Origin of the sequence: Desulfomicrobium baculatum DSM 4028 (genome assembly GCF_000023225.1) — a bacterium.
Taxonomy (GTDB): Bacteria; Desulfobacterota; Desulfovibrionia; order Desulfovibrionales; family Desulfomicrobiaceae; genus Desulfomicrobium; species Desulfomicrobium baculatum.
The window spans coordinates 2,265,452-2,284,464 of record NC_013173.1; the positions used below are offsets into that span (position 1 = coordinate 2,265,452).

Annotated in this window: 19 protein-coding genes and 1 tRNA gene; 7 read left to right on the top strand and 13 right to left on the bottom strand. The window is 50.4% G+C overall.

From position 1 onward, the window contains the following. Positions 1 to 69: 69 nt before the first annotated feature. Positions 70 to 969, bottom strand: a complete 900-nt coding sequence (locus DBAC_RS09875; RefSeq protein WP_015774150.1) for a hypothetical protein — start codon at positions 967 to 969, stop codon at positions 70 to 72. 64 nt (positions 970 to 1,033) lie between these two features. Between DBAC_RS09875 and DBAC_RS09880 the strand changes: the two genes are divergently transcribed. Both DBAC_RS09880 and DBAC_RS09885 read left to right on the top strand, forming a co-directional pair. Then, the gene (locus tag DBAC_RS09880) at positions 1,034 to 2,017 is read left to right on the top strand and encodes an ABC transporter substrate-binding protein (RefSeq protein ID WP_015774151.1); all 984 of its coding nucleotides are present in this window, start codon (positions 1,034 to 1,036) and stop codon (positions 2,015 to 2,017) included. 76 nt (positions 2,018 to 2,093) lie between these two features. Beyond that, entirely contained in the window at positions 2,094 to 2,684 is a 591-nt protein-coding gene (locus DBAC_RS09885; protein WP_015774152.1) for an NF038143 family protein, read from the top strand. A gap of 229 nt (positions 2,685 to 2,913) precedes the next feature. Here DBAC_RS09885 and DBAC_RS09890 read toward each other — a convergent pair whose 3' ends face one another. After that, entirely contained in the window at positions 2,914 to 3,213 is a 300-nt protein-coding gene (locus DBAC_RS09890; RefSeq protein WP_015774153.1) for a hypothetical protein, read from the bottom strand. 152 nt (positions 3,214 to 3,365) lie between these two features. Here DBAC_RS09890 and DBAC_RS09895 point away from each other — a divergent pair, with 152 nt between their 5' ends. Both DBAC_RS09895 and DBAC_RS09900 read left to right on the top strand, forming a co-directional pair. Beyond that, positions 3,366 to 4,067, top strand: coding sequence for a FadR/GntR family transcriptional regulator (locus DBAC_RS09895; RefSeq protein WP_015774154.1), 702 nt, complete (start codon positions 3,366 to 3,368; stop codon positions 4,065 to 4,067). Beyond that, entirely contained in the window at positions 4,067 to 5,083 is a 1,017-nt protein-coding gene (locus DBAC_RS09900; protein WP_015774155.1) for an alpha-hydroxy-acid oxidizing protein, read from the top strand. The genes DBAC_RS09895 and DBAC_RS09900 overlap by 1 nt, the downstream gene beginning before the upstream one ends. A gap of 22 nt (positions 5,084 to 5,105) precedes the next feature. On the opposite strand, the gene DBAC_RS09905 is transcribed toward DBAC_RS09900, so the two are convergent. Further along, positions 5,106 to 5,405 (bottom strand): PilZ domain-containing protein, encoded by a 300-nt coding sequence (locus tag DBAC_RS09905; protein ID WP_015774156.1) that lies wholly within the window; start codon positions 5,403 to 5,405, stop codon positions 5,106 to 5,108. 202 nt (positions 5,406 to 5,607) lie between these two features. Between DBAC_RS09905 and DBAC_RS09910 the strand changes: the two genes are divergently transcribed. From DBAC_RS09910 to DBAC_RS09915, 3 genes are all read left to right on the top strand, one after another. After that, positions 5,608 to 5,684, top strand: a tRNA-Met gene (locus DBAC_RS09910). Between the two features lie 398 nt (positions 5,685 to 6,082). Next, positions 6,083 to 6,622, top strand: a complete 540-nt coding sequence (locus tag DBAC_RS19050) for a PilZ domain-containing protein (RefSeq protein WP_015774157.1) — start codon at positions 6,083 to 6,085, stop codon at positions 6,620 to 6,622. 47 nt (positions 6,623 to 6,669) lie between these two features. Then, positions 6,670 to 7,332 (top strand): GntR family transcriptional regulator, encoded by a 663-nt coding sequence (locus DBAC_RS09915; RefSeq protein ID WP_015774158.1) that lies wholly within the window; start codon positions 6,670 to 6,672, stop codon positions 7,330 to 7,332. 98 nt (positions 7,333 to 7,430) lie between these two features. Here DBAC_RS09915 and DBAC_RS09920 read toward each other — a convergent pair whose 3' ends face one another. The 10 genes from DBAC_RS09920 to DBAC_RS09965 form a co-directional block, all read right to left on the bottom strand. Continuing rightward, positions 7,431 to 9,512 carry a type IV pilus secretin PilQ gene (locus tag DBAC_RS09920; protein WP_015774159.1) on the bottom strand — a complete coding sequence of 694 codons (2,082 nt, stop codon included), beginning with the start codon at positions 9,510 to 9,512 and terminating at the stop codon, positions 7,431 to 7,433. 6 nt (positions 9,513 to 9,518) lie between these two features. Further along, complete coding sequence (locus DBAC_RS09925) at positions 9,519 to 10,010, bottom strand: pilus assembly protein PilP (RefSeq protein WP_015774160.1); 492 nt, start codon at positions 10,008 to 10,010, stop codon at positions 9,519 to 9,521. A 10-nt stretch (positions 10,011 to 10,020) separates the two neighbouring features. Further along, a complete protein-coding gene (locus DBAC_RS09930) occupies positions 10,021 to 10,653 on the bottom strand; it encodes a type IV pilus inner membrane component PilO (protein ID WP_015774161.1) in 633 nt (210 codons plus the stop codon). Continuing rightward, entirely contained in the window at positions 10,646 to 11,230 is a 585-nt protein-coding gene (locus tag DBAC_RS09935) for a PilN domain-containing protein (RefSeq protein WP_015774162.1), read from the bottom strand. Before DBAC_RS09935 ends, DBAC_RS09930 begins: the two co-directional genes overlap by 8 nt. 15 nt (positions 11,231 to 11,245) lie before the next feature. Beyond that, complete coding sequence (pilM, locus tag DBAC_RS09940) at positions 11,246 to 12,298, bottom strand: type IV pilus assembly protein PilM (RefSeq protein WP_015774163.1); 1,053 nt, start codon at positions 12,296 to 12,298, stop codon at positions 11,246 to 11,248. An 819-nt stretch (positions 12,299 to 13,117) separates the two neighbouring features. Beyond that, complete coding sequence (icd, locus tag DBAC_RS09945) at positions 13,118 to 14,275, bottom strand: NADP-dependent isocitrate dehydrogenase (protein ID WP_015774164.1); 1,158 nt, start codon at positions 14,273 to 14,275, stop codon at positions 13,118 to 13,120. A gap of 272 nt (positions 14,276 to 14,547) precedes the next feature. Next, on the bottom strand, positions 14,548 to 15,024 hold the full coding sequence (locus DBAC_RS09950) for a chemotaxis protein CheX (protein ID WP_015774165.1): 477 nt from the start codon (positions 15,022 to 15,024) through the stop codon (positions 14,548 to 14,550). Positions 15,025 to 15,098: 74 nt separating this feature from the next. After that, on the bottom strand, positions 15,099 to 16,139 hold the full coding sequence (locus tag DBAC_RS09955) for a protein-tyrosine phosphatase family protein (protein WP_015774166.1): 1,041 nt from the start codon (positions 16,137 to 16,139) through the stop codon (positions 15,099 to 15,101). Beyond that, complete coding sequence (locus tag DBAC_RS09960) at positions 16,136 to 18,589, bottom strand: PEP/pyruvate-binding domain-containing protein (RefSeq protein WP_015774167.1); 2,454 nt, start codon at positions 18,587 to 18,589, stop codon at positions 16,136 to 16,138. Before DBAC_RS09960 ends, DBAC_RS09955 begins: the two co-directional genes overlap by 4 nt. Beyond that, on the bottom strand, positions 18,586 to 18,972 hold the full coding sequence (locus DBAC_RS09965; RefSeq protein ID WP_015774168.1) for a response regulator: 387 nt from the start codon (positions 18,970 to 18,972) through the stop codon (positions 18,586 to 18,588). Before DBAC_RS09965 ends, DBAC_RS09960 begins: the two co-directional genes overlap by 4 nt. Positions 18,973 to 19,013 lie beyond the last annotated feature (41 nt).

Here is a 19,013-nt window from a genome sequence, read left to right on the forward strand (position 1 = left end):
ACATTGATTTGAAGAAAATGACGACTTTTTGTGGTGAGATGTCCACCTGGCAAGCGGGAACAATGGCATTCATTCACGGCGAGGATAATAGGCATGAGTCGAGTTATGCTGCCATAAAAAATTGTTGATATGATACCCGTCGGAAAAAAAGGTCACTGAACCGAGAATAGGCTCGGGGGAATCGGGGCTCTCTCCGTAGACATAAATAAAACGGTTGAACCGAAAAAGCTGGCGTCTGAGGCCCATTGTTTCGGCATGTAAAATAAGATGCCCGCTGCCGGCACGGTCATCTTCGATCCACACCTTGCCGGACTTGCCCATGGAATACTCGCCAACATAATTTTCCTCGACGAACTCCTCCGTGGCCACGCCATGCATGAAGCGGGCTTCGGCGCCGTGTTTGAGAGCGTCTTGTCCTGATTCATTGGCCAGCACGGTCACCCCGGCGCGGGGAACAATCTGCCCGATCGGCGTTTTACTCTTCACGCTCTCCTGCAGCGCGGGGCTCGGATTGCGCACACGTTCCGGAGCAGGCTCTGCCTGGGCACGAGGTTTTGACTGTGCGGGAGGGGATTTTTCTTTGGACACGGCTTTCACCTCCGGGACTGGCTTTCGAACCGGACTGGAACTGGCAGCAGAAACTGACGATGTGACATCCGAGGAAGTGACTGGACGCGGCGTTACTTTCTCGGCCACGGGGACTTGGGCAGCAGGAGATACGGTCTCGTCAGATAGCGCAACGATGTCCAACAGCAGGAGCCTGTCTTTGACCAACTGCGGCACGGGGCGAAAATCCGCCATCCAACCACTTAGAGCGTGGAGAAGCAGCGACAAAACAATGCAGCCCATCAACACGAACTTTCGGATGCCAAAAATACGGACATCCTGTCCCATCCTCTTCAATTGGGCAGCTTGAATGCCCTGATCAAAGTCCGAAAGTGTCAAAAAACCCGTCTCGGAAGGACTCATATTGTTATTTCCTCCGACCCGTGATAATTTGGAATAATATCATAGCGTTCCACGGGAGGCGGATATGCTGAAGCTGTCCTTGACTATGCTTATCTTGTGCGCGGTCACAGCCGACGCAGCAACACTATTAAATATAAGCATTGTTCATAGCTATCACAAGGAGTACGCTTGGGAACAAAGTTTGACCAGCGGCCTTTTGGACACCTTGCCGAAAAACGCAACCCTCGATCATTTTTACCTGGACACCAAGCGCCTGCCAAAAACCCAGCACGAGGAGCGTGCCAAAACAGTTTTGCAGCAACTGGCCGCAAGCCAACCTGACCTGATCATCCTCTGCGACGACAATGCGGCCAAATATCTGGGCCCGCACCTCAAAAACGGTTCAACTCCGGTCGTATACGTCGGCATCAATCGCAACCCCAGAGACTACGGCCTCTTTCCTGCCCTCAACATGACCGGAATTCTCGAGCGCCCTCTTCTCAAGCGTTCGCTGCATTCCATGTGTCGACTGGTCAACCCGGATGATACCAAGGTGCTTGTCCTGTTTGACTCTGACTCCACATCCGATGCCGTACTGCACGAAGCTTTCAAAGGAGAATCGTATTTCAACCTGGGCAAGGTGCGCGTAGAACTCAAGCAATTCGAATTGTTGGAAAACTGGCAAAACGCACTTCGTAACGCCAAAGCCGAGGGTTTCGACACCGTCTACATCGGCCTCTACCACACTTTGCGCAACAGCGTGGGCGAGCATGTGCCGGATGCAGAGGTGATCGCCTGGGCCAACGCCCACGCCCCTGTACCCATTTTCGCTTTTTGGGATTTTGCGGTCGGCAAGGGTAAAACAATTGGCGGACATGTGCTCAGCGGACGCGACCAAGGTCTGGCAGGCGGCGAAATCGTGACCGAAATTCTGAACGGCAGACCGCCAGCGGCAATCCCTCCCCGTTCCGCAAAGGAAGGTTCATACCAGTTCAGCATTCATGAATTGAATCGATTCGGCATTACGCTGCCGCAAAAAATCCGGCAACAGGCAGTCATGCTTCCGTGAACGAAACAAAACCGCTGGCCCAAAAGAACCTTCCATGCCTTGACCCGGAGCAGGTCACTCATTACCAGCCTTTTCCATGAGCATAAAAAACGCCAACCAAAAAAAGCAGCAGATTTTGGACCATGAATCGCAGCTGGCCCGCCAACTGGCCATGCAGGTTCTCGAAAAACCCAAACCGCCCATCTGGATGATTTTTGTACCAATATTCTTTGTTTTCTTCGTACAAAAGATGAACCAGTACAAAAGCGGGCTAACGGAATTCGTCGACAACTACATAAGGGCACGGCGGCACGCCTTGGAGGCGGCCCTGGAAGCCGAAGAGACCGGAAATCCTGCGAACGTGGCGGGACTTGTGGAAAAAGTGGGGAATATTCCGGAGCAGGCAAAGCCTTTTTTCGCGGACTGGATGGCCGTCCTGGTCGACCACTATCGTCTGCTGCTGACCGCACAGGGCAATAGCCATTCAACGCTGGTGCGCGCCGGCTACCACAGCAAAACGAACTATCTGCTGTTCTGCAATTGCCTGAACAAAGCCGAAAACGCGTACAGCATGGCACTTCTTCCGGAAATGGAAGGAGACAACCAGGACCTTCATCATGTCATCAAAAAAATAGACGCCTGCGTCACAAATCTGCGTCGACAGGATGCTGACGCAATCTTCCCTTAAAAACGAATACCCTGACACGGCCCAAAGCTCTTAAGCCAAGCTTGCTTCAACATGACAATAGATTGGCAATGCCGCACGAAAATAGCGCATTGCCAATTTTCATTTCAAAGCCATTTCTCCATCAAAACACAGCATTATTGACACTTCACAACAAATAAAAACGTATTCAATGGCTTAATTTTCCTGCGGGATACACTCACGCTGAAATGAAAGCCGACGCCCTGGTAAACTACAGCATATCTTGCATCTGAGTAAAAAAATCTCCGCGTTCAAAGGCCGGAGAATGCGCTTTTTCCAGTCGGTCCAAACTTGCAAGAAACGCTTCCCACCCCTCAATCTCCTCAATTTTGGCCTTGTCGCAGAAGATCTTGAAACGTGTGCCACGTGGGCACTTGGTCAGATTTATCTCAAAACTGTGTCCTTGCGTGTACACGGTCCAATGTGCGGACCAACTGCTTCTATCGCCTTCTGTTTTTTTGAATTTTTCAAAAAACGCCTCGAATATTTCGACAATACGCTTCTCGTCCATTTTTCCTCCTTATATCCTAAAATGGTTCTTTTGCGCGTCATTAACGGCAAGAAGGTAAGCACTTTCTCCGCGCTTCGGCAACTCTGAAACGCAGACTTGCCTTTTGACCTCAGCCGGGCGTATTGGTAGGACCAATTTCACGGGAGAAAACTGTGACAACATCCATTCAGCAAAAAAGAACTTACGAAGAAATCACCACACGTCTGCAGACAATGGTGCAGAACGATGACCTGAAACCTGGCGATCGCCTGCCGCCGGAACGCCAACTCGCAATACTGTTCGGAGTTTCGCGCAATTCCGTACGCGAGGCAATCAAAAGCCTGGAGCAGCACGGCATGCTGGTCAGCAGGCCAGGGGCAGGCACCTTCATTGCCGAAAATAATCCGGCCAGCCTGGCGTCGGCCATGGGCGACGCCTTTGCGCGGGAAAGACACCGTCTGGACGACATCTTTGAACTGCGCCTCCTGCTTGAGCCTCAGATCGCTCATCTGGCCGCCCAGCGCATCAAACAGCATGAGCTTGCGGAGTTGCAGGACCTTATTCACGCCTATAAAAAAAACCTTGGGGATGGCCTGCCCGTCTTTTTTTTCGATCAGGCTTTCCACGACGCCATTGCCGCCGCTACCGGCAACCAATCCATCATCCTGCTCATGGAGCAGATGCATGATCTGCTGCGCGAAAGCCGGGATGAGGCGCTGCAATCGCCCGCCCGCAATGCCAAGTCGCTGGAGGATCATCATGCAATCCTGGCGGCCTTGAACTCACACGATCCGGAGCGTGCCCGGGAAGCCATGACGGAACACCTCAAACATACCAGAGAGATAGTTTTTACCTCAACCACGGGAGAAAAATAATGAAGGAAATACGAAAAACCGCCCGCGATCTGATGACCGGCTTCTGTCGCGTGTGCCCTGTTTGCAACGGCAAGGCTTGCGCAGGAGAAGTTCCAGGAATGGGCGGACTCGGCACCGGCTCGGCCTTCATGTCCAACGTACAGGCTTTGGCCAAAGTGACTTTCAACATGCGTTTGGTGCATGAAATCACCGAACCCGATACCAGCACCAGCATCCTGGGACTGGACTTGTCCATGCCCGTCATGGCGGCGCCCATCGGCGGAGTTTCATTTAATATGGGCGGGAAGCGCACTGAAGAAGAGTACATAAAGGCGATCATCGACGGGAGCCGGCAGGCAGGAATCATCGGCTGTACCGGAGACGGAGTGCCGCCCTTCATCCACGAATCCGGGCTGGCAGCCATCGCGACTGCGGGCGGACACGGCATCCCGTTCATCAAACCCTGGGAAGACGCCGAACTCTACGAGAAATTAGCCAAGGCCAGGGACTGTGGAGCCAAAATCATAGGAATGGACATCGACGCGGCCGGCCTTATCACGCTGCGCAAAATGGGACGCCCGGTCTCTCCCAAATCGGTGGACACGCTGCGGGAGATCATTGCCAAGGCGGGAGTGAAGTTCATCATCAAGGGCGTCATGACCCCGGAAGACGCGTCACTGGCTTTGCAGGCAGGAGCCGATGCCATAGTCGTTTCCAACCATGGCGGACGAGTGCTCGATCATACGCCGGGAACAGCCGAGGTATTGCCGGGCATCGCAGGACAGATGAAGGGAAAACTGGGAATAATCGTGGATGGAGGGGTACGCACAGGTGCCGACGTACTCAAGATGCTCGCCCTGGGAGCGGACGCAATCATGGTCGGCAGGCCTTTCAGCATAGCAGCCATGGGCAATCTGACCGAAGGCGTTGCTACCTACAGCGCCACACTTCGCACCGAACTCATGCAGGCCATGGTCATGACCGGCACGGAATCGATAGCGAAGGTTTCACCGACGATACTCTACAGCAAGGCCTAAAAAAAGGGCCGGAAAACCGGCCCTATCCCCTGTATTTCAACCCGGTCTCGTAAACCGGCAATCCTCTCTCGGGGATTTCCTTGCTCCAGCAAACGGCCACAGGGTAACGGTCGAATTCGCCCATGGATGATTCGGGAGAATAACCTTCCAGAGAAAGCTCGAGCTTGGCGTCCTTCTGGATGGGCGTACGGGTCTTGAGACACAGGCCACCGTCGCTGTAATTGATCAAACGGGCATACTGGGTCTTGCTCTGACCTTCATAGACATACCGAACAGGCACCAGGCAGTCTTTGCGAATATGCATGCGCTTGTTTTCAGACATTGGATTCCTCCTCGCGTTTGGCCCCGACCTTCAGGAGTCGGGAGTGAAACTCAAATATTTAAAAGACGACATAATTATAGCCGATTCCAGCAAAAGAGGCAATTATCCAATTTTTGAAAATATCAGCAAAAAAAATACTTGCCATTTGCAACACCCCTCTATATTAACCGACTTCGCTTTCGGGGCAACCCAAAGCAAATACGGCGAGGTAGCTCAGACGGTTAGAGCATGCGGCTCATATCCGCAGTGTCGGGGGTTCAATTCCCTCCCTCGCTACCAGAATCAAAAAAAGGACTTAAGCCAGACAGCTTAAGTCCTTTTTTTATTTTCCGTTTCCAATTGCACACAAATCGCAAAATCTTTTCCAATAAGATTCATCACCGATCAACAAATTCCGCACGCTGCCAATCCAAAAACGACGAGAACAAAACCGGTAACCGTTTTCAAGAAAACCAAGCCAATGCGGTCTGGATTTAAACTATAGAGTGAAGCAAACAGAATCGCCCCCCACGGGGCATATCGATAAAAATTCAACATATTGAATAGTTGCATTTATTCATAAAAACTATAACAGAAAATTGATTATTGAAAAATAGCCCGAAATGTGAAAATGAAGACACGTTAAAGAAAGACGGGTTTGAACGATTCCCAAATACGGATTATAGTGGTGACGCCTGATGAATATTTTCGACAAAAAAGGAACACGTAAAAACACGAAAATCTCATTTCGCACAGACGATGAAACTTTCGCTAAACTCAAATCAATTTGCAGAATAGAAAACAAAACGACTTCATCTTTAATTGAAAACATACTTACAGAATATGTGCTGATCCATGATAACGACTCGCTTCTAGAACAAGAAAAAAGGCTTTCTCCGCGAAAAAAATGCTCAATACCTGCCGTGATATTTGCCAATAACGACAATGATAAAATCTATTATAATTGTTTAATCAAAAGTTTATCAACAAATTCCGCACAACTTGTTTTAAAAAATGTTTTATTGAACGAAAAATTTCAAAATAATTTTCATATCCTTTTTAATTTACCAAAAAGCAATCATCCGCTACTTCTTCCTTGTCAACTTATCCGCTCAACTTGCATGGAAAAAGAATGCCTGATTATTTCAAAAATTATTTTTTCAAACAATGCAGACAGCGAAATTTTACTAAAGTATTTGCAAAAAAATGATTTTACAGAAATTAATGATAAAAAATAATATTTTTTACCGAATCATCAATAATTTTATGAAAAAAGGACATACTGATGGAAACTAAAAATTTGCTAAAAAGAAGAGTTTTGCGAGACGATGTTGCGGAATACTTGATGGAATCCATTCTCAAAGGGGATCTCAACCCTGGAGACAAAATAATCGAATCAAAATTGGCAAGAGAACTGTCCATCAGCCAAGGCGCAGTACGAGAGGCCATCCGCGACCTCATCGCTCAAGGCGTATTGGAGACGGAACCCTACAAGGGAACGCGCATACGGACCCTCACGAAAGAACAGCTCAATGATTACTATGACGTACGCACGGAAATTGAAGCGCTGGCTGTGAGATGGAGCATCATCAAACATGAATCTAAATATCTTGATCTCGCCTTTTTAAAAAGCTGCGTGGACAATATGAAAATCTGCGTCGATAACAATGACTCGAAAAACATGCGAAAACACGACATGGCTTTTCATTTGGCCATAGTCCAAGCAGCGCATAGCGAATCACTTGAAAAAGCGTGGAACTCACTGGGAAATTACTACTGGACCTACATTGCGGTTTACTACGACCATGCCGCTTCATTGCTGCAAGCTCAAGTCGTAAAACACCAAACCATGTACGAAGCCATCGCAGCAGCCGACATCAACGCCTACGCGAACTGTGTACGCGGCCACTACTTCGATACTGACCAACTCTTTCCAGAAAAGAAATAAATCACGGCAAACTGCTAGAAAAAATCACACAGCATAGAAAAGAGAAAGGCCGCTAGTCAACTAGCGGCCTTTCTCTTTTCTATGCGCAGAGAGAGAAACTACATGATACGAGGCTGAATGAATATGAGCAGTTCAGCTTTGGACTTGGCATCGTAGGTGTTCTTGAAGAGCCAGCCAAGGCCAGGCACATCACCCAAACCGGGTATCTGGTTCGTATTGCTGGTTTCCGTGGTTTTTTGCACACCGCCGATAACAATGGTCTCGCGATCACTAACCATCATTTTAGTTTTGGTCTGCTTTGTGTCGATATCACGCCCGTCACTCTTGGGGCTATCGTCACTTATCTCCAGATCCAGAATAAGCTTGTTATCCGGAGTTATCTGAGGAAGGACTGAAATTTTTAAAACAGCTTCCTCGTACTCGGTCGTGGTGCCACCACTCTCGGATTCAGTCGCGGTGGCAAGCTTGGTGCCCTGTTGTATCTCAGCTCTGTTGTTGTTGAGCGTCAGAATTCGAGGAGAGGAAATCGTTTTAACCAGATTGTTGGCTTCACCGAGTTGCAGTGCGGCATCCAGCGCAAACAAGTCTTCGCCCAAAAATTTACCTATTGTCCCGCCAAGGGTGATTCCATTGACAGTATTGATTGCATTAAGGCCCGTGGAAGCAAAAGTGCCGCGCCATTGCTCACTCGGAAGGTTTGCTGCCGTTTCCGTAGCATAAGACGTACCCCATTTGACCCCAAGACTTCTCTGAAATTCATCCGTAGCGTAGACAAGCCGGGCCTCGATCATAACCTGTCGTTCAGCGCGATCCAGTTTCTTGATGAAACTGTCCACCCGCTTCAAGGTGTCTTCAGTGTCGGTTACAATCAGAATGTTCGTACGCGGATCCGAAGAAACGGAACCGCGACCGGTCAACATCGTCTTGACCTTGCCTTCAAACTCGGCGGCGGTGTTATAATTGATTTGCATGTATTCAGTCTTCAGCGGAGCAAGATTCTGCATGCTGACCTGCGCCTGAATGGCGGCCTCGCGGGCTTTCTGCAGCTGAACGCGTTCTGCTTCAAGTTTGGTGGTCGAAGCGATGCGCATGATGTTGCCCTTTATGACCATGCCCAGACCTCTTTGCAAAAGTACCAGATCAAGAGCCTGATCCCAAGGAATATCGACAAGCTTAAGAGAGATTTTCCCTGAAATATCATCATCAAGAATCAAATTGTAGCCGCTGATTTCAGAAATAAGACGCAATACATGTTCAACATCAGCGTCCTGTAAATCAATAGATATCCTCTCACCAGTATAACGCTCTTTCATGCCTGGAAAAAGGGTATTGAGCTCTTGAATTTCGCTCGCATTTTCAGCAATCGCGTCTCCGGCTCCAGCAGCTTCGGCGACGGCACTATCGGCTTGAGCCACCTGAGTGCCTTTCCCCTTGATCAAGATATGTGTTTCGTCTCCTTTACGCAGAACGGACAAAGCGGGATTTTTTGCGCCGGCGAATGAAAGATAGGCGTTGCCATCATTACCGTTAAGCGCGGTGACGTAATCAATTGATGATCCAAGCTTTGTCACATCATATTTTTTCAGCAACGAATCCTGAAATTGCACTTTGCGGAACGTAAGTTTGAAATCTCCATCTTGCCCAGGGGTCACTTCAAAAGGCAAACTCGAATAAGTGACGACCTGCAAAGAATCATTTTTAGGTTTGAAATTCAGAGACGTAATGTAGTTCGATGGAAGCTGTGGAGATATCGCTTCGTCTGCTACCAACATCAGGCGTCCAAGGGTGTCAGATTGTTTCGATAAAAGAAATTTACTGTTCTCATTCAAAACAATATTCAAAGAGGCAACCCTTTCTCCATCCATATCTTTTTTAATATCAGAGACAAGCGCTGTAACACTTGCCGGTAGTTCAAAATCAGTAACCGGCGGAGTGAATGAAACTTTTATATTGTCATTAGCATCGTGATCAGCATAAATTTGCGCATTGGCATCCAGTGGAATATCGATGATTGTTTTGCCTAACGCTTCAGAAACCACCACTGTTTGCAAATCTTGAACAGAAAGGCCAGCTGCATCACCTGTTTCCATATTAGCAGGCTTAGAGTGCGTTGCGCAAGAAGTCAGCACAACGATACAACCTAAAAATAAAAATCCAGATATCGCTCTGAAGATCTTCATAGCACTCTACTCCTTCTCTTGCCGCAATCTTAAATTAATTAATCGCTTTTTAGCTTCACCAAAAACATCAATGACATCTTCCTCGACGACAAGAACTTCATTCCCGATAGAAGTAACGACGCCATCATACAATCCTATAGTCATCCCAGGGCGAATCAAATACCCTTTGCCATCCGGCAATTCAACCATCGCCATGGAATTTCCGCCCTCTTTGTTGATAATCCCGATGAGCTTTAAGCTGCGGACATCCACTGTTTCCAGCGGGGTGGCCGCCTTCTTTTCAATTTTGGCTTTTTTGGCGGCTTGCATGAGCTCGTATTCGCGAATCTTCACGAAAGATACGAACGGGTCTATTTTACCCTTCGCGTCATACGGGGGCTGTTGTGGCGTTATCCAGTCCGGAAATTCCTGACCGGGCGTATCCGTCGTACCCTCGGCGGCATAGACAGTCCCACATAAGAAAAACAAAACTGTCAGGGTCCAAATGTGTACTTTCATGGCGTCTCATTCACTTTTTTTTCTTATTTTGTGATTTTTGCGCTTCACGAGCCTTGATTTCGGCCTCTGTAAGAGCCCTGTAGACCTGAAGAACAAGACTGGTGTTCAGATACTTTTCCGTCGGAGAAAAATCCGAAACAGGCGAAAAAGTGATATTCTGAATGGTTACAAGCCGATCAAGACGCGAAAGGCGATCAAAATAGGTGACAAGGCGATGAAATGTCCCGCTTATTTGCAGTTGAACCGAACGCGTTGCGTAAAATTCCTGTATTTGCTCGGCACCAGGCTGAAACAAAATAAACTCCACATTTTCGTCTCGGCCCAATTTCTCAAATGAAGAAAGGAGCATCTCAAGTGCCCTGGCATCCTCAGGGAGCAAGGTCTTGGCATAATAAAGTTCTTTTTTCCGCAAGGATAAATTACGCTCCAACTCGGGTAGTTTGGCTACTTGGGCGCGATAAAGGGCGATATCCTTGTCGAGTTTTTCGATGGTCTGCTCGGCCTTTGCAATCTGAGCCAATTTGCCATCAAGGATAAAGTACCAATACGCCCCATAAACCAAACCAGCCAAACCGAGCAGTATCAACAACAACTGCAGGGATGACAATTCAGCAAATTTTTTGGAAACTGTAGATTTATCCATTTGTTGTTCCATTCGTACTTATGTTCTCGAAATACTCCTGGGCCTTGACAGAACATTCGAAGGAAACCAGGCCAAGCCCGTCAATTTCGCGACGAGAGGTCCTTCGCGTGTCCACACTGGCAATATATTTCGACAGACGAAGCCGTTCAACGAAGCTCACAAAAGCCTGATTATCCAATGCGACTCCGCTGAGGGCAATGTTGCCATTGGCGTCAACATTGAATTTTTCAAACCATAATTTATTCTGCGGAATATTGATGACGACCTCATCAATATATTTGACCGGCAATCCTTGGCGAAGGCGAACTTGCTTGATGATCTTGATCCTTCCATCGATATCCTGAAGTTCTTGTATGGTTTGATTCACCTTTGCTACTTCTTTTTCCAAAAGCGTCTTTGTCTGCGTTTTTTTAGATACTGACGCATTCAATTCCGCTAGTTGAGAAGAAAAAAAGTAGTCTACGGCAAAAACGGATCCCAGCACCAACAGGACCCCTAACACGAAAAAAACAAAACTTTTTTCAATGTTTGTTGTTTTAGTTCGCTTTTGCTGAGGAAGTAAATTAATTTTGATCATAGCTGGCTTCCAATATTAAATTGCTCTCAAGGCAAGGCCAAAAGGAACAACCATTTGCGGACCTATTTCTTCAAGATATTCTTTCTGAAAAGAATTCCTGTCGACAAAAATTTTACGGAACGGGTTGTGATATTGAACATCCAGATCGAGTTCTTTCTGGAAGACATCTTTCAGTCCGCCGAGCAACGCGCCACCACCAGACAGATAAAGGGACTCCGCAGGCACAACATTGCTCGAAGATGAATGATAAAATCCTATCAAACGCTTCAATTCGTCACACCAATTCTTGAAAGTCTTGTTCACGGCGTCCGCAATAGCCTTGGCGTTCTTTTCATCAAGATCATCCTTGCCACCCAACTTAATACGCTCCGCTTCCATTCTTTTCAAATTGAGAATGGAGGCAAGGGCTTCAGTTACAACCCGACCGCCAAACGATACTTCTCGCAAAAAAACCGGCTGTCCATTATGATAAATGCAAAAAACGCTTTGCGCACCGCCAATATCAAGGAGATAAACAGGCTTTTCCTGCAATTCTGGGTAGTTATACTCAAAGCTATTACATATCGCAAAAGAATCGACGTCTATCACCGAGAGGGACAATCCAGACTGGGTGATCACATCGCTCAAGTTCTGCACAACCTTCTTTTTGCTGGCCACAAGCAGAACGTCATAACTCTTTTCTTTTGCCCCGGGGCCCAGAACTTGAAAGTCGAGGTAAACATCGTTGATATCGAAAGGAATGTACTGACGAGCATCTTTGTGGACCGTGTCTCCCAAAGTCTTGGGTGAATCAGACTCAAAAGTGACACGCTTAACTATAACCGCATGTCCCGCCATAGAGGAAGCGACCACTTGGTCCTTTAGCAGAAGCTGCGACCAAAGACCTGCGATCTTCTTTGCTGTTGCCGAATTATTATCAAGATCACCAGGCTGCCATGGGCTTCTGGCAATGCTCTCCAAAATAAAATCACCTTTTCCCGGCCGAATCTTTACCATTTTCAGCCATTCGCTTCCAAGATCCAAACCGACACCGGCATTTTTCTTAGAAAATAAACCTAATTTTTTCACAGTGTTATATCCTCAACGATTTTTTTCTCCACTCAAAACCCTGCATTTACTCGTCGATAGTTAATTTATTAACACAAAACATTCAGCCCATGCAAGAAATAATGCGTTGAAAAACAGTGAGCAGCATAATCGACTTTCTGCCTTTTGAAACTTAATCCATCGACACAAACAAAACTCATTCTGTCTACCTGCGCAGAAGTCAACGCCATAACTCCATCTGAAATTTTCACCGATACGTATCGATCTGACCAAATAACGAGCAATTAAACTTCTTGCCGTGGTTTAAAAGATAGCGGCAAAAGCTTTCGCGCCTCAAAATTCTCATTTTTACCCTGGTCCCTCATCCTTTCAGCAGGTCGAACAATAAACCCGAGTTCTTGCCTACGGGGACAGTGAGACGTCAATTCGGCAAAAAAAAGCCCGATTCTTATGAAAGAAACGGGCCTGCGGGAATCAAACAATGCTGATCCGATAAAAAAAGCATCCACGCGATACGAAGTTACTGTGGCGCCCTACAAACAGATCGGTAAAAATGAACGATAGTGAAAAATTCAAACCATAAATACTTTTTTAAAACAAGCTCACGGCTATCCACTTAGCGATCAGAAAAACCTTTGAGCAGCGATTGTCATAAAAAGGAGCTCATCACCAGCTCTCGCGTAGCGAGAAGTCGTCATCCTCAGAAAAAGGAAATCCTGCTTTCCACGTTCCGGAAAGCACGGGACTCGACCTGACGGGTACTAGCCCGTCTCCCCATCCAAGGCGCGCGTTCGCGGGAATTGCATTTTTCCGTAAGCAAACACCAATCACTCTTTCCCATTAGACCTTTTCAAGATTGGCAAGTAAAATCTGACCGAACTCGGCACATCCCACCTGCTTCGCTTTGGCCATCTGACCTGCAAGATCAACCGTCACTCGGCCCTCGGAAATGGCCAGTTCAACCGCGCTGCGTATTTTTCTGGCGGCTTCGTTCCAACCCACGTGCTCAAGCATCAACGCCCCGGAAAGAATCAAACTGCCGGGATTGGCGAGATCTTTTCCTTCGATTGTCGGAGCGGTCCCGTGCGTGGGCTCGAAAAAGGCCAAGTCGCTGCTCATGTTCACACCCGGAGCCAATCCAAGTCCACCGACCTGGGCGGCGAGGGCATCGGAAAGATAATCACCGTTCAAGTTCGGCGTGGCGATGACATCGTATTTCTCCGGCCTGATCAGCACCTCTTGAAACATGGCGTCGGCGATGCGGTCCTGCAGCACAACCCGGCCAGGAGGACAACACTCCTCCCCCTCGCGAACCACCACCCCGGAAAACTCCTCCGCGGCAAGCTCATAACCCCAGTTGCGAAAGGCGCCTTCCGTGAACTTCATGATATTGCCCTTGTGGGCCATGGTCACGCTTTCACGTCTCTGATCCAGGGCAAATTGAATCGCTTTGCGAATAAGTCTTTTGGAGCCCTTTGCCGTCATCGGCTTGATACCTATGCCGCTTTGCTCATCCACGTTCGCGCCCATTTCGTCCCTCAGGAAACTAATGAGCTTTCTGGCTTCAGGACTGCCTGCCTGCCATTCAATTCCTGCGTACACATCTTCGGTATTCTCGCGAAAAATAACCATGTTGACGCGTTCAGGATGCTTGACCGGACTTTCAATCCCCTTGAAATACTGAATGGGCCGGATACAGGCAAACAAATCCAGCGTCTGGCGCATGGTCACATTCAGGCTGCGAAAGCCCTTGCCGACCGGCGTCTCAAGTGGTCCCTTCATGGCCAGATCAGCCGTCTTCAACGTGTCCAGGGTCTCTTGCGGAAGATAGGAGCCTGTTGCCTCAAAAGCTTTCTTGCCTGCCAACAGTTCAACCCATTCAAAACCGCGGCCGTCTCCAAAAGCCAATTCGACGGCTCTGTCGAGAACAGGACGACCGGCCGCCCAAACTTCCCGTCCAATCCCGTCGCCTTCAATAAAATATACTCTGCGTTTCATACTTTTCTCCTCGATCAAAAAAATAAAACCCCTCGCGGGGTTTGGGGATAGTAAAAGATTATTGATCACGCAACCGCCAAAAAACGGCATCAGCGCGGCCAATGACATAGCCAGGGCATCAATTTCGAAAAATTCCGCTGCAAGTCATTCCCGAGCGCCTGTCCTGACCTGCAGGGGTAGGCGGACTTGCGCCCGTCAGGACGAGGCCGTTCTTTTCAGGCGGTATAAAAAGACATGGAGCACCTTCTTCAAGACGAAGACTCTATTTGGCATCAACTAAAGCAGACTTCCACCATAAGAGCGCCATGCTGCGTTTCAAAAGGGATTGCCAAAATGGCGCTTGTTGAAACATGCCTGATTATATGTCCGGCCCCAGTGATCACAGAGGGTATCGCCCCCTCGAAAATCATGCCCATGCCGACCAAGCCTTTACGGGCCTGTCCGGAGATCATGTTTGTCAGTTCGCCGACAGCGTCAGTGACAACATCGTTTATTTCGGACTGCTCCTCGTAAAGCATCGCGCTGACAATACCCAATGCCGACGCCGTGGTGAAGGTCAGGGACATGGTCCCCCTGCTCTTGCCTTTGGGATTGGAAAATCCAATCACGCCCGTTACATCCCCTTGAGCGCCGGCATGCTGCTTGACAAAAGGAGTACCCACCTTGACATCGGTCATCGCCATCGTCTTCAAAACAGAGGTCGTCGCCTCCACGAACTGCGCAATTATTCCCTTTATGGTATCATTCATATTGACCCGCCATGTTGAACTCGAAATTTATTGAATACAGGCACACAGTCCATGATCGTAAAAAAACGCATACGTCACTGCGAGCGCACCATCAAGTGAAACAAGGTCTGCACATACTTCCCCGAAACCACGTCGGCCAGGGCGAAAAGCGGCAAGGAGCCCCGGGCAATTCCTCCGGCAAAGGCAAGCCACAATTCAAGAGACAGATTGCCGAGCGCCGGGTCGAGAGCTGTTTCCCATAACCCGCCGGCCCTCTCTTCATCCAACCCGAAAAAACGGCATCGCAGCGGTCGTCCGGCAAAAAGAATGCATTTTCCATTCTCCAGCAAGGGGCACCTCGCGCTGGCGTCGGACAAACAATACGCTTCGGCCGAAACCTGACTGTCGGCAAGACGTTCCCTGCGCGCGGTCTCCACGGCCCTGGCGATGACCTCCAAGCGTTTTTCGCTGGTCAGTCCGACGTTCATCCTTTGGGTCAGATACACAGCCTCGATCATCGATAATTTGATCGGCGTGCTGCAACACTTGTCATGATCGCGTCCGCATTTGGAGGCGATATCGCGCGTCTCGTCATCAACCCTGGCCTGCAGCGCTTCGTAATCACGAAAGAATGGACTCAGATCAACGGCCTTGTGCATTTCCAGAGAAGGCTCGCGCACAGTGAGCTTCGGGCTTTGCTTTCCATATTTCCGGATTGTCCACCACTGCGAGAAATTGGCGGGCTTGGATCTGAGCGTTCTCAACTTGAACCAGGCAAGGCGGTGCCCCAAACCCCTGCGCAGCAGGTACGCGTTGAGCACCGTTCCGGTCCGCCCGATTCCATGACGGCAATGTATGAGCACCTTCTTGCCCAGGTAGATGGCTTCATCGAGCCAGGCCAGCGCCTTTTCCAATTCAGCCAGTTCCGGGGCCTCTTCGTCGGCAAGGGGCATGTGATACACTTCAAAGCCGGCGGCGCACTCGATGTCGTGCAGATCGCAAAATTCACCGCACAGATTGAGGATCGCTCCAATGCCCTCAGCGCGCAGGCAATCAAGCTGCTCATAGCTCATGGGAGCCGCCCCGACTGCGAGCTGATCCGTGACCCAGGTTGCGGAATAGGCGCTACGGCTCATGCTCTTTCCTCCGGAAAAAATCGCTGCAGAAAAAGGGACGCCTCACTCTTGGCCTCGGCCGAATCTGCAAGCTTCACATCCATGAGCCGCGTCACCGCCAAAACCAGGCCCAAGACCTCCAGGGCATGAGCGGTCTCGGCCGCGGGCATGCGCATGTACGATGCATCGAGCATGTCGCCCTTGATGGTTGTTTCGTAACCGAAATATTCCAGGACCTGGCGCACAAAGATCAGCCGGTGCATGCGTTGCGGCAGGGCGGCGCCGCCGCCTTTAAAACGGAATTTGATGTAGTTCGCACCCGGCAAATCTCCACAAAGGGCATCCACAATGGAAAAATGATACCCGAAGCGGATGTTCAAGTGCATGTACTCCGAGGCAATAATCGAGTAGCTGGCAAGAATCCGTGAATCCTTGCTGAAAATTCCCGCGCTGACCCGGTCAAAGGCCTCCCAATCAACGTGCAGCTGACTTTCATCCCAGGCCACGCGCTCATCGGCCAGTCCGGACCACAGCGCGCGAAGCGGAATGCAGGACAGCGCGCCCACATCCACCGGACCTTTTTCTGCTGCGCTGTCTGCAAGCCCGCCTCCCAGATCGAGCACATACATGACCAGCGGAAGGGTCGTCTCCAGCCGCCTGGATTTGCCAAGCCCCCTCCCGCCCCTGTCGACCAGAGAAAACATTTCAGCGACGCTCTTTTCATGACAAAACCGGACCAGGTCATGCAGCGATCGACACCCCTCCGGCGTGAAATTTTCATCCTCGGGGTCCAAAAGGCTGAGACGCACCGTGCATGAAGCCAGCTCCTGGTTTTCGGCCCGGACCTGGGCGTGAGTCTTCTCGGCCTCCTCGTTGCGCGCCATGATGCTCGGCAAGCAGCGGTCGAAAATTTTCCCTGCCGCCGCATCCACCGTGACGACCGCGCCCTCCTCCAGGATGCCGGGCTCGCATCCCACGACCACAGGCACCCGTCGCTCACGGGCCACTGAGGCCAGGTGGCTGGCTCTGCTTCCGTTACCCGCCACGATGGCGGCAATGCGATCCAGAAACTGCGAGAGCGCAGGGCGCAGCGTGCTGGTCACCACTACCGACCCCTTGGGAATTCCGCGAAAATCGGCTCCGGATGAAACATGATGGACCGGGCCGCAGGCAGCCCCCGGAGACGCGCAATCCAGCTCTGAAACCAGTTCCATCGCGGTAGCGATTTCTTCTGCGGAAAAAGCCTCCCTGTCCTGTTCCTGCTGCAAGGGTCTGGACTGCAGGATCGTGAGCCCGTCCGGCCCGAAGGCCCATTCCACATCCTGAGGCTGTCCGAAAACTTTTTCAAGATGCATGGCCTTTTTGCCGAGCTCGCAGAGGACCTGGTCGGGGATGGCCGCTGAGCTTTCACAGACACAGCCCATCAAGATGGACGGCTCGGGCTCCCGGGTCAGGTAATGCTTGCCCGGGGTCACCGATCCATCCACCAAATCCGCAGCCAGCCCGCCAACCACATAGACCCCCACTGCGTTGCCGCCCACCGCCGAGCATGCGGGATCGAAGGTGTAGACAACTCCTGCGGCCGAAGCCTCCACCATGGGCAGAACAAGGGCGGCCATGGCCGTATTGTTGTCGGTGAGGCCATGTCGCACCCTGTAGGCCAAAGCCCGGGGGCAATATTTCCCGGCCAGAACTCGCTTGTAGGCGGCAAGCACGTCAGACAGCTCAACATCCAGCTCGCTGGCGTATTGACCGGCAAAGGAGATGTTTCCGTCCTCGGCCAAGGCGCTCGAACGGACGGCCAGACGCCGGCCCTCAAGATTCATGTTCTCCACCGCCCGCAGGATCTCGTCTGCGATATCCGCAGGTACTTTGGCCGCCAGGATAAGTTCCTGCAATTCTCCGGTTACACGGACAATGGCGTCATTATTGGACAGGGACACGTCCTCGAAACGCTTCTCGATCTCCTTTTCAAGGTCGTTGTCCCGCAGATAGCGGGCGAAAGCCGAGGCCGTGATGACAAATCCCGCAGGGGTCGCTACGCCATTGCGACGGACGATGGCCAGGTTGGCGGCTTTTCCTCCGACCTGGTCAGGATGGTCCGCGGCTTCATCCAGGGTCAGCACATAAGGGGGGGCAAAATCGAGCGGAGGCTGCGTCACCAGAACGGAAATATCCGCCGCAATGCGCTCCAGCGCCTCCGGGAGACTGGCGTACGCATGAGGGTTCATGTCATAGAGACTGGTTGTCATGTCGCGAACAGCCTGCACGAGCTGTCCGGTCAAGAATCTGACCCGGGCCACGTCCGCCGGATCATAGCCGTATATGGGCGCTTCAAGATCGGCGATCAGGTCCAGGGCCTTGGCATCGCTGTCCAACAGCTCCTTGAAGTGTTCGTATTTTTCACGAATGAGCCTGTTCGGAGCCAGCAGACGGGTGAACCAGTGTCGTAACAGGCGGGACGCGGTCATGGGACCTCATCCTGGTGATCAGCACCCTGCCGCAAAACATCCGCGACCTTGGATTCGAGCTCTTCCTTGTCGATGGGCTTGACGCAGTACTCGCTGGCTCCAAGCTTCAAGGATTCACGGGCTGTTTCCAAGGTGGGGTAGCCCGTCAGCATGATGACCTTGATCCGAGGGGCGAGCTTCTTCATCTCCGCCAGCACCTCGACCCCGGTCATCCTTTTGAGCTTGATATCGAGAATCGCAAGATCCGTAGCGCCTTTGGCCGCGTGACGGATGGCCTCCTCTTCTTCGGTGAACGCCGTGACCTGATGTCCCTGGCGCTCCAGAATCCTTTTCACCAGAACGCCCGCATCGGAAACATCATCCAACACAATAATCGATGCCATGCATCTCTCCTTACGATAAATTCTTGGCCAGCGGAGTAATA

Bases quoted from the DNA above. Each gene is read 5' to 3' on its own strand.
- DBAC_RS09925 (WP_015774160.1), bottom strand. From the start codon at position 10,010: ATGAAAGTACACATTTGGACCCTGACAGTTTTGTTTTTCTTATGTGGG.
- DBAC_RS09875 (WP_015774150.1), bottom strand. From the start codon at position 969: ATGAGTCCTTCCGAGACGGGTTTTTTGACACTTTCGGACTTTGATCAG.
- DBAC_RS09915 (WP_015774158.1), top strand. From the start codon at position 6,670: ATGGAAACTAAAAATTTGCTAAAAAGAAGAGTTTTGCGAGACGATGTT.
- DBAC_RS09885 (WP_015774152.1), top strand. From the start codon at position 2,094: ATGAGCATAAAAAACGCCAACCAAAAAAAGCAGCAGATTTTGGACCAT.
- DBAC_RS09900 (WP_015774155.1), top strand. From the start codon at position 4,067: ATGAAGGAAATACGAAAAACCGCCCGCGATCTGATGACCGGCTTCTGT.
- DBAC_RS09905 (WP_015774156.1), bottom strand. From the start codon at position 5,405: ATGTCTGAAAACAAGCGCATGCATATTCGCAAAGACTGCCTGGTGCCT.
- icd (WP_015774164.1), bottom strand. From the start codon at position 14,275: ATGAAACGCAGAGTATATTTTATTGAAGGCGACGGGATTGGACGGGAA.
- DBAC_RS09955 (WP_015774166.1), bottom strand. From the start codon at position 16,139: ATGAGCCGTAGCGCCTATTCCGCAACCTGGGTCACGGATCAGCTCGCA.
- DBAC_RS09960 (WP_015774167.1), bottom strand. From the start codon at position 18,589: ATGACCGCGTCCCGCCTGTTACGACACTGGTTCACCCGTCTGCTGGCT.
- DBAC_RS19050 (WP_015774157.1), top strand. From the start codon at position 6,083: ATGAATATTTTCGACAAAAAAGGAACACGTAAAAACACGAAAATCTCA.
- DBAC_RS09950 (WP_015774165.1), bottom strand. From the start codon at position 15,024: ATGAATGATACCATAAAGGGAATAATTGCGCAGTTCGTGGAGGCGACG.
- DBAC_RS09935 (WP_015774162.1), bottom strand. From the start codon at position 11,230: ATGATCAAAATTAATTTACTTCCTCAGCAAAAGCGAACTAAAACAACA.
- DBAC_RS09880 (WP_015774151.1), top strand. From the start codon at position 1,034: ATGCTGAAGCTGTCCTTGACTATGCTTATCTTGTGCGCGGTCACAGCC.
- DBAC_RS09890 (WP_015774153.1), bottom strand. From the start codon at position 3,213: ATGGACGAGAAGCGTATTGTCGAAATATTCGAGGCGTTTTTTGAAAAA.
- DBAC_RS09920 (WP_015774159.1), bottom strand. From the start codon at position 9,512: ATGAAGATCTTCAGAGCGATATCTGGATTTTTATTTTTAGGTTGTATC.
- DBAC_RS09930 (WP_015774161.1), bottom strand. From the start codon at position 10,653: ATGGATAAATCTACAGTTTCCAAAAAATTTGCTGAATTGTCATCCCTG.
- DBAC_RS09965 (WP_015774168.1), bottom strand. From the start codon at position 18,972: ATGGCATCGATTATTGTGTTGGATGATGTTTCCGATGCGGGCGTTCTG.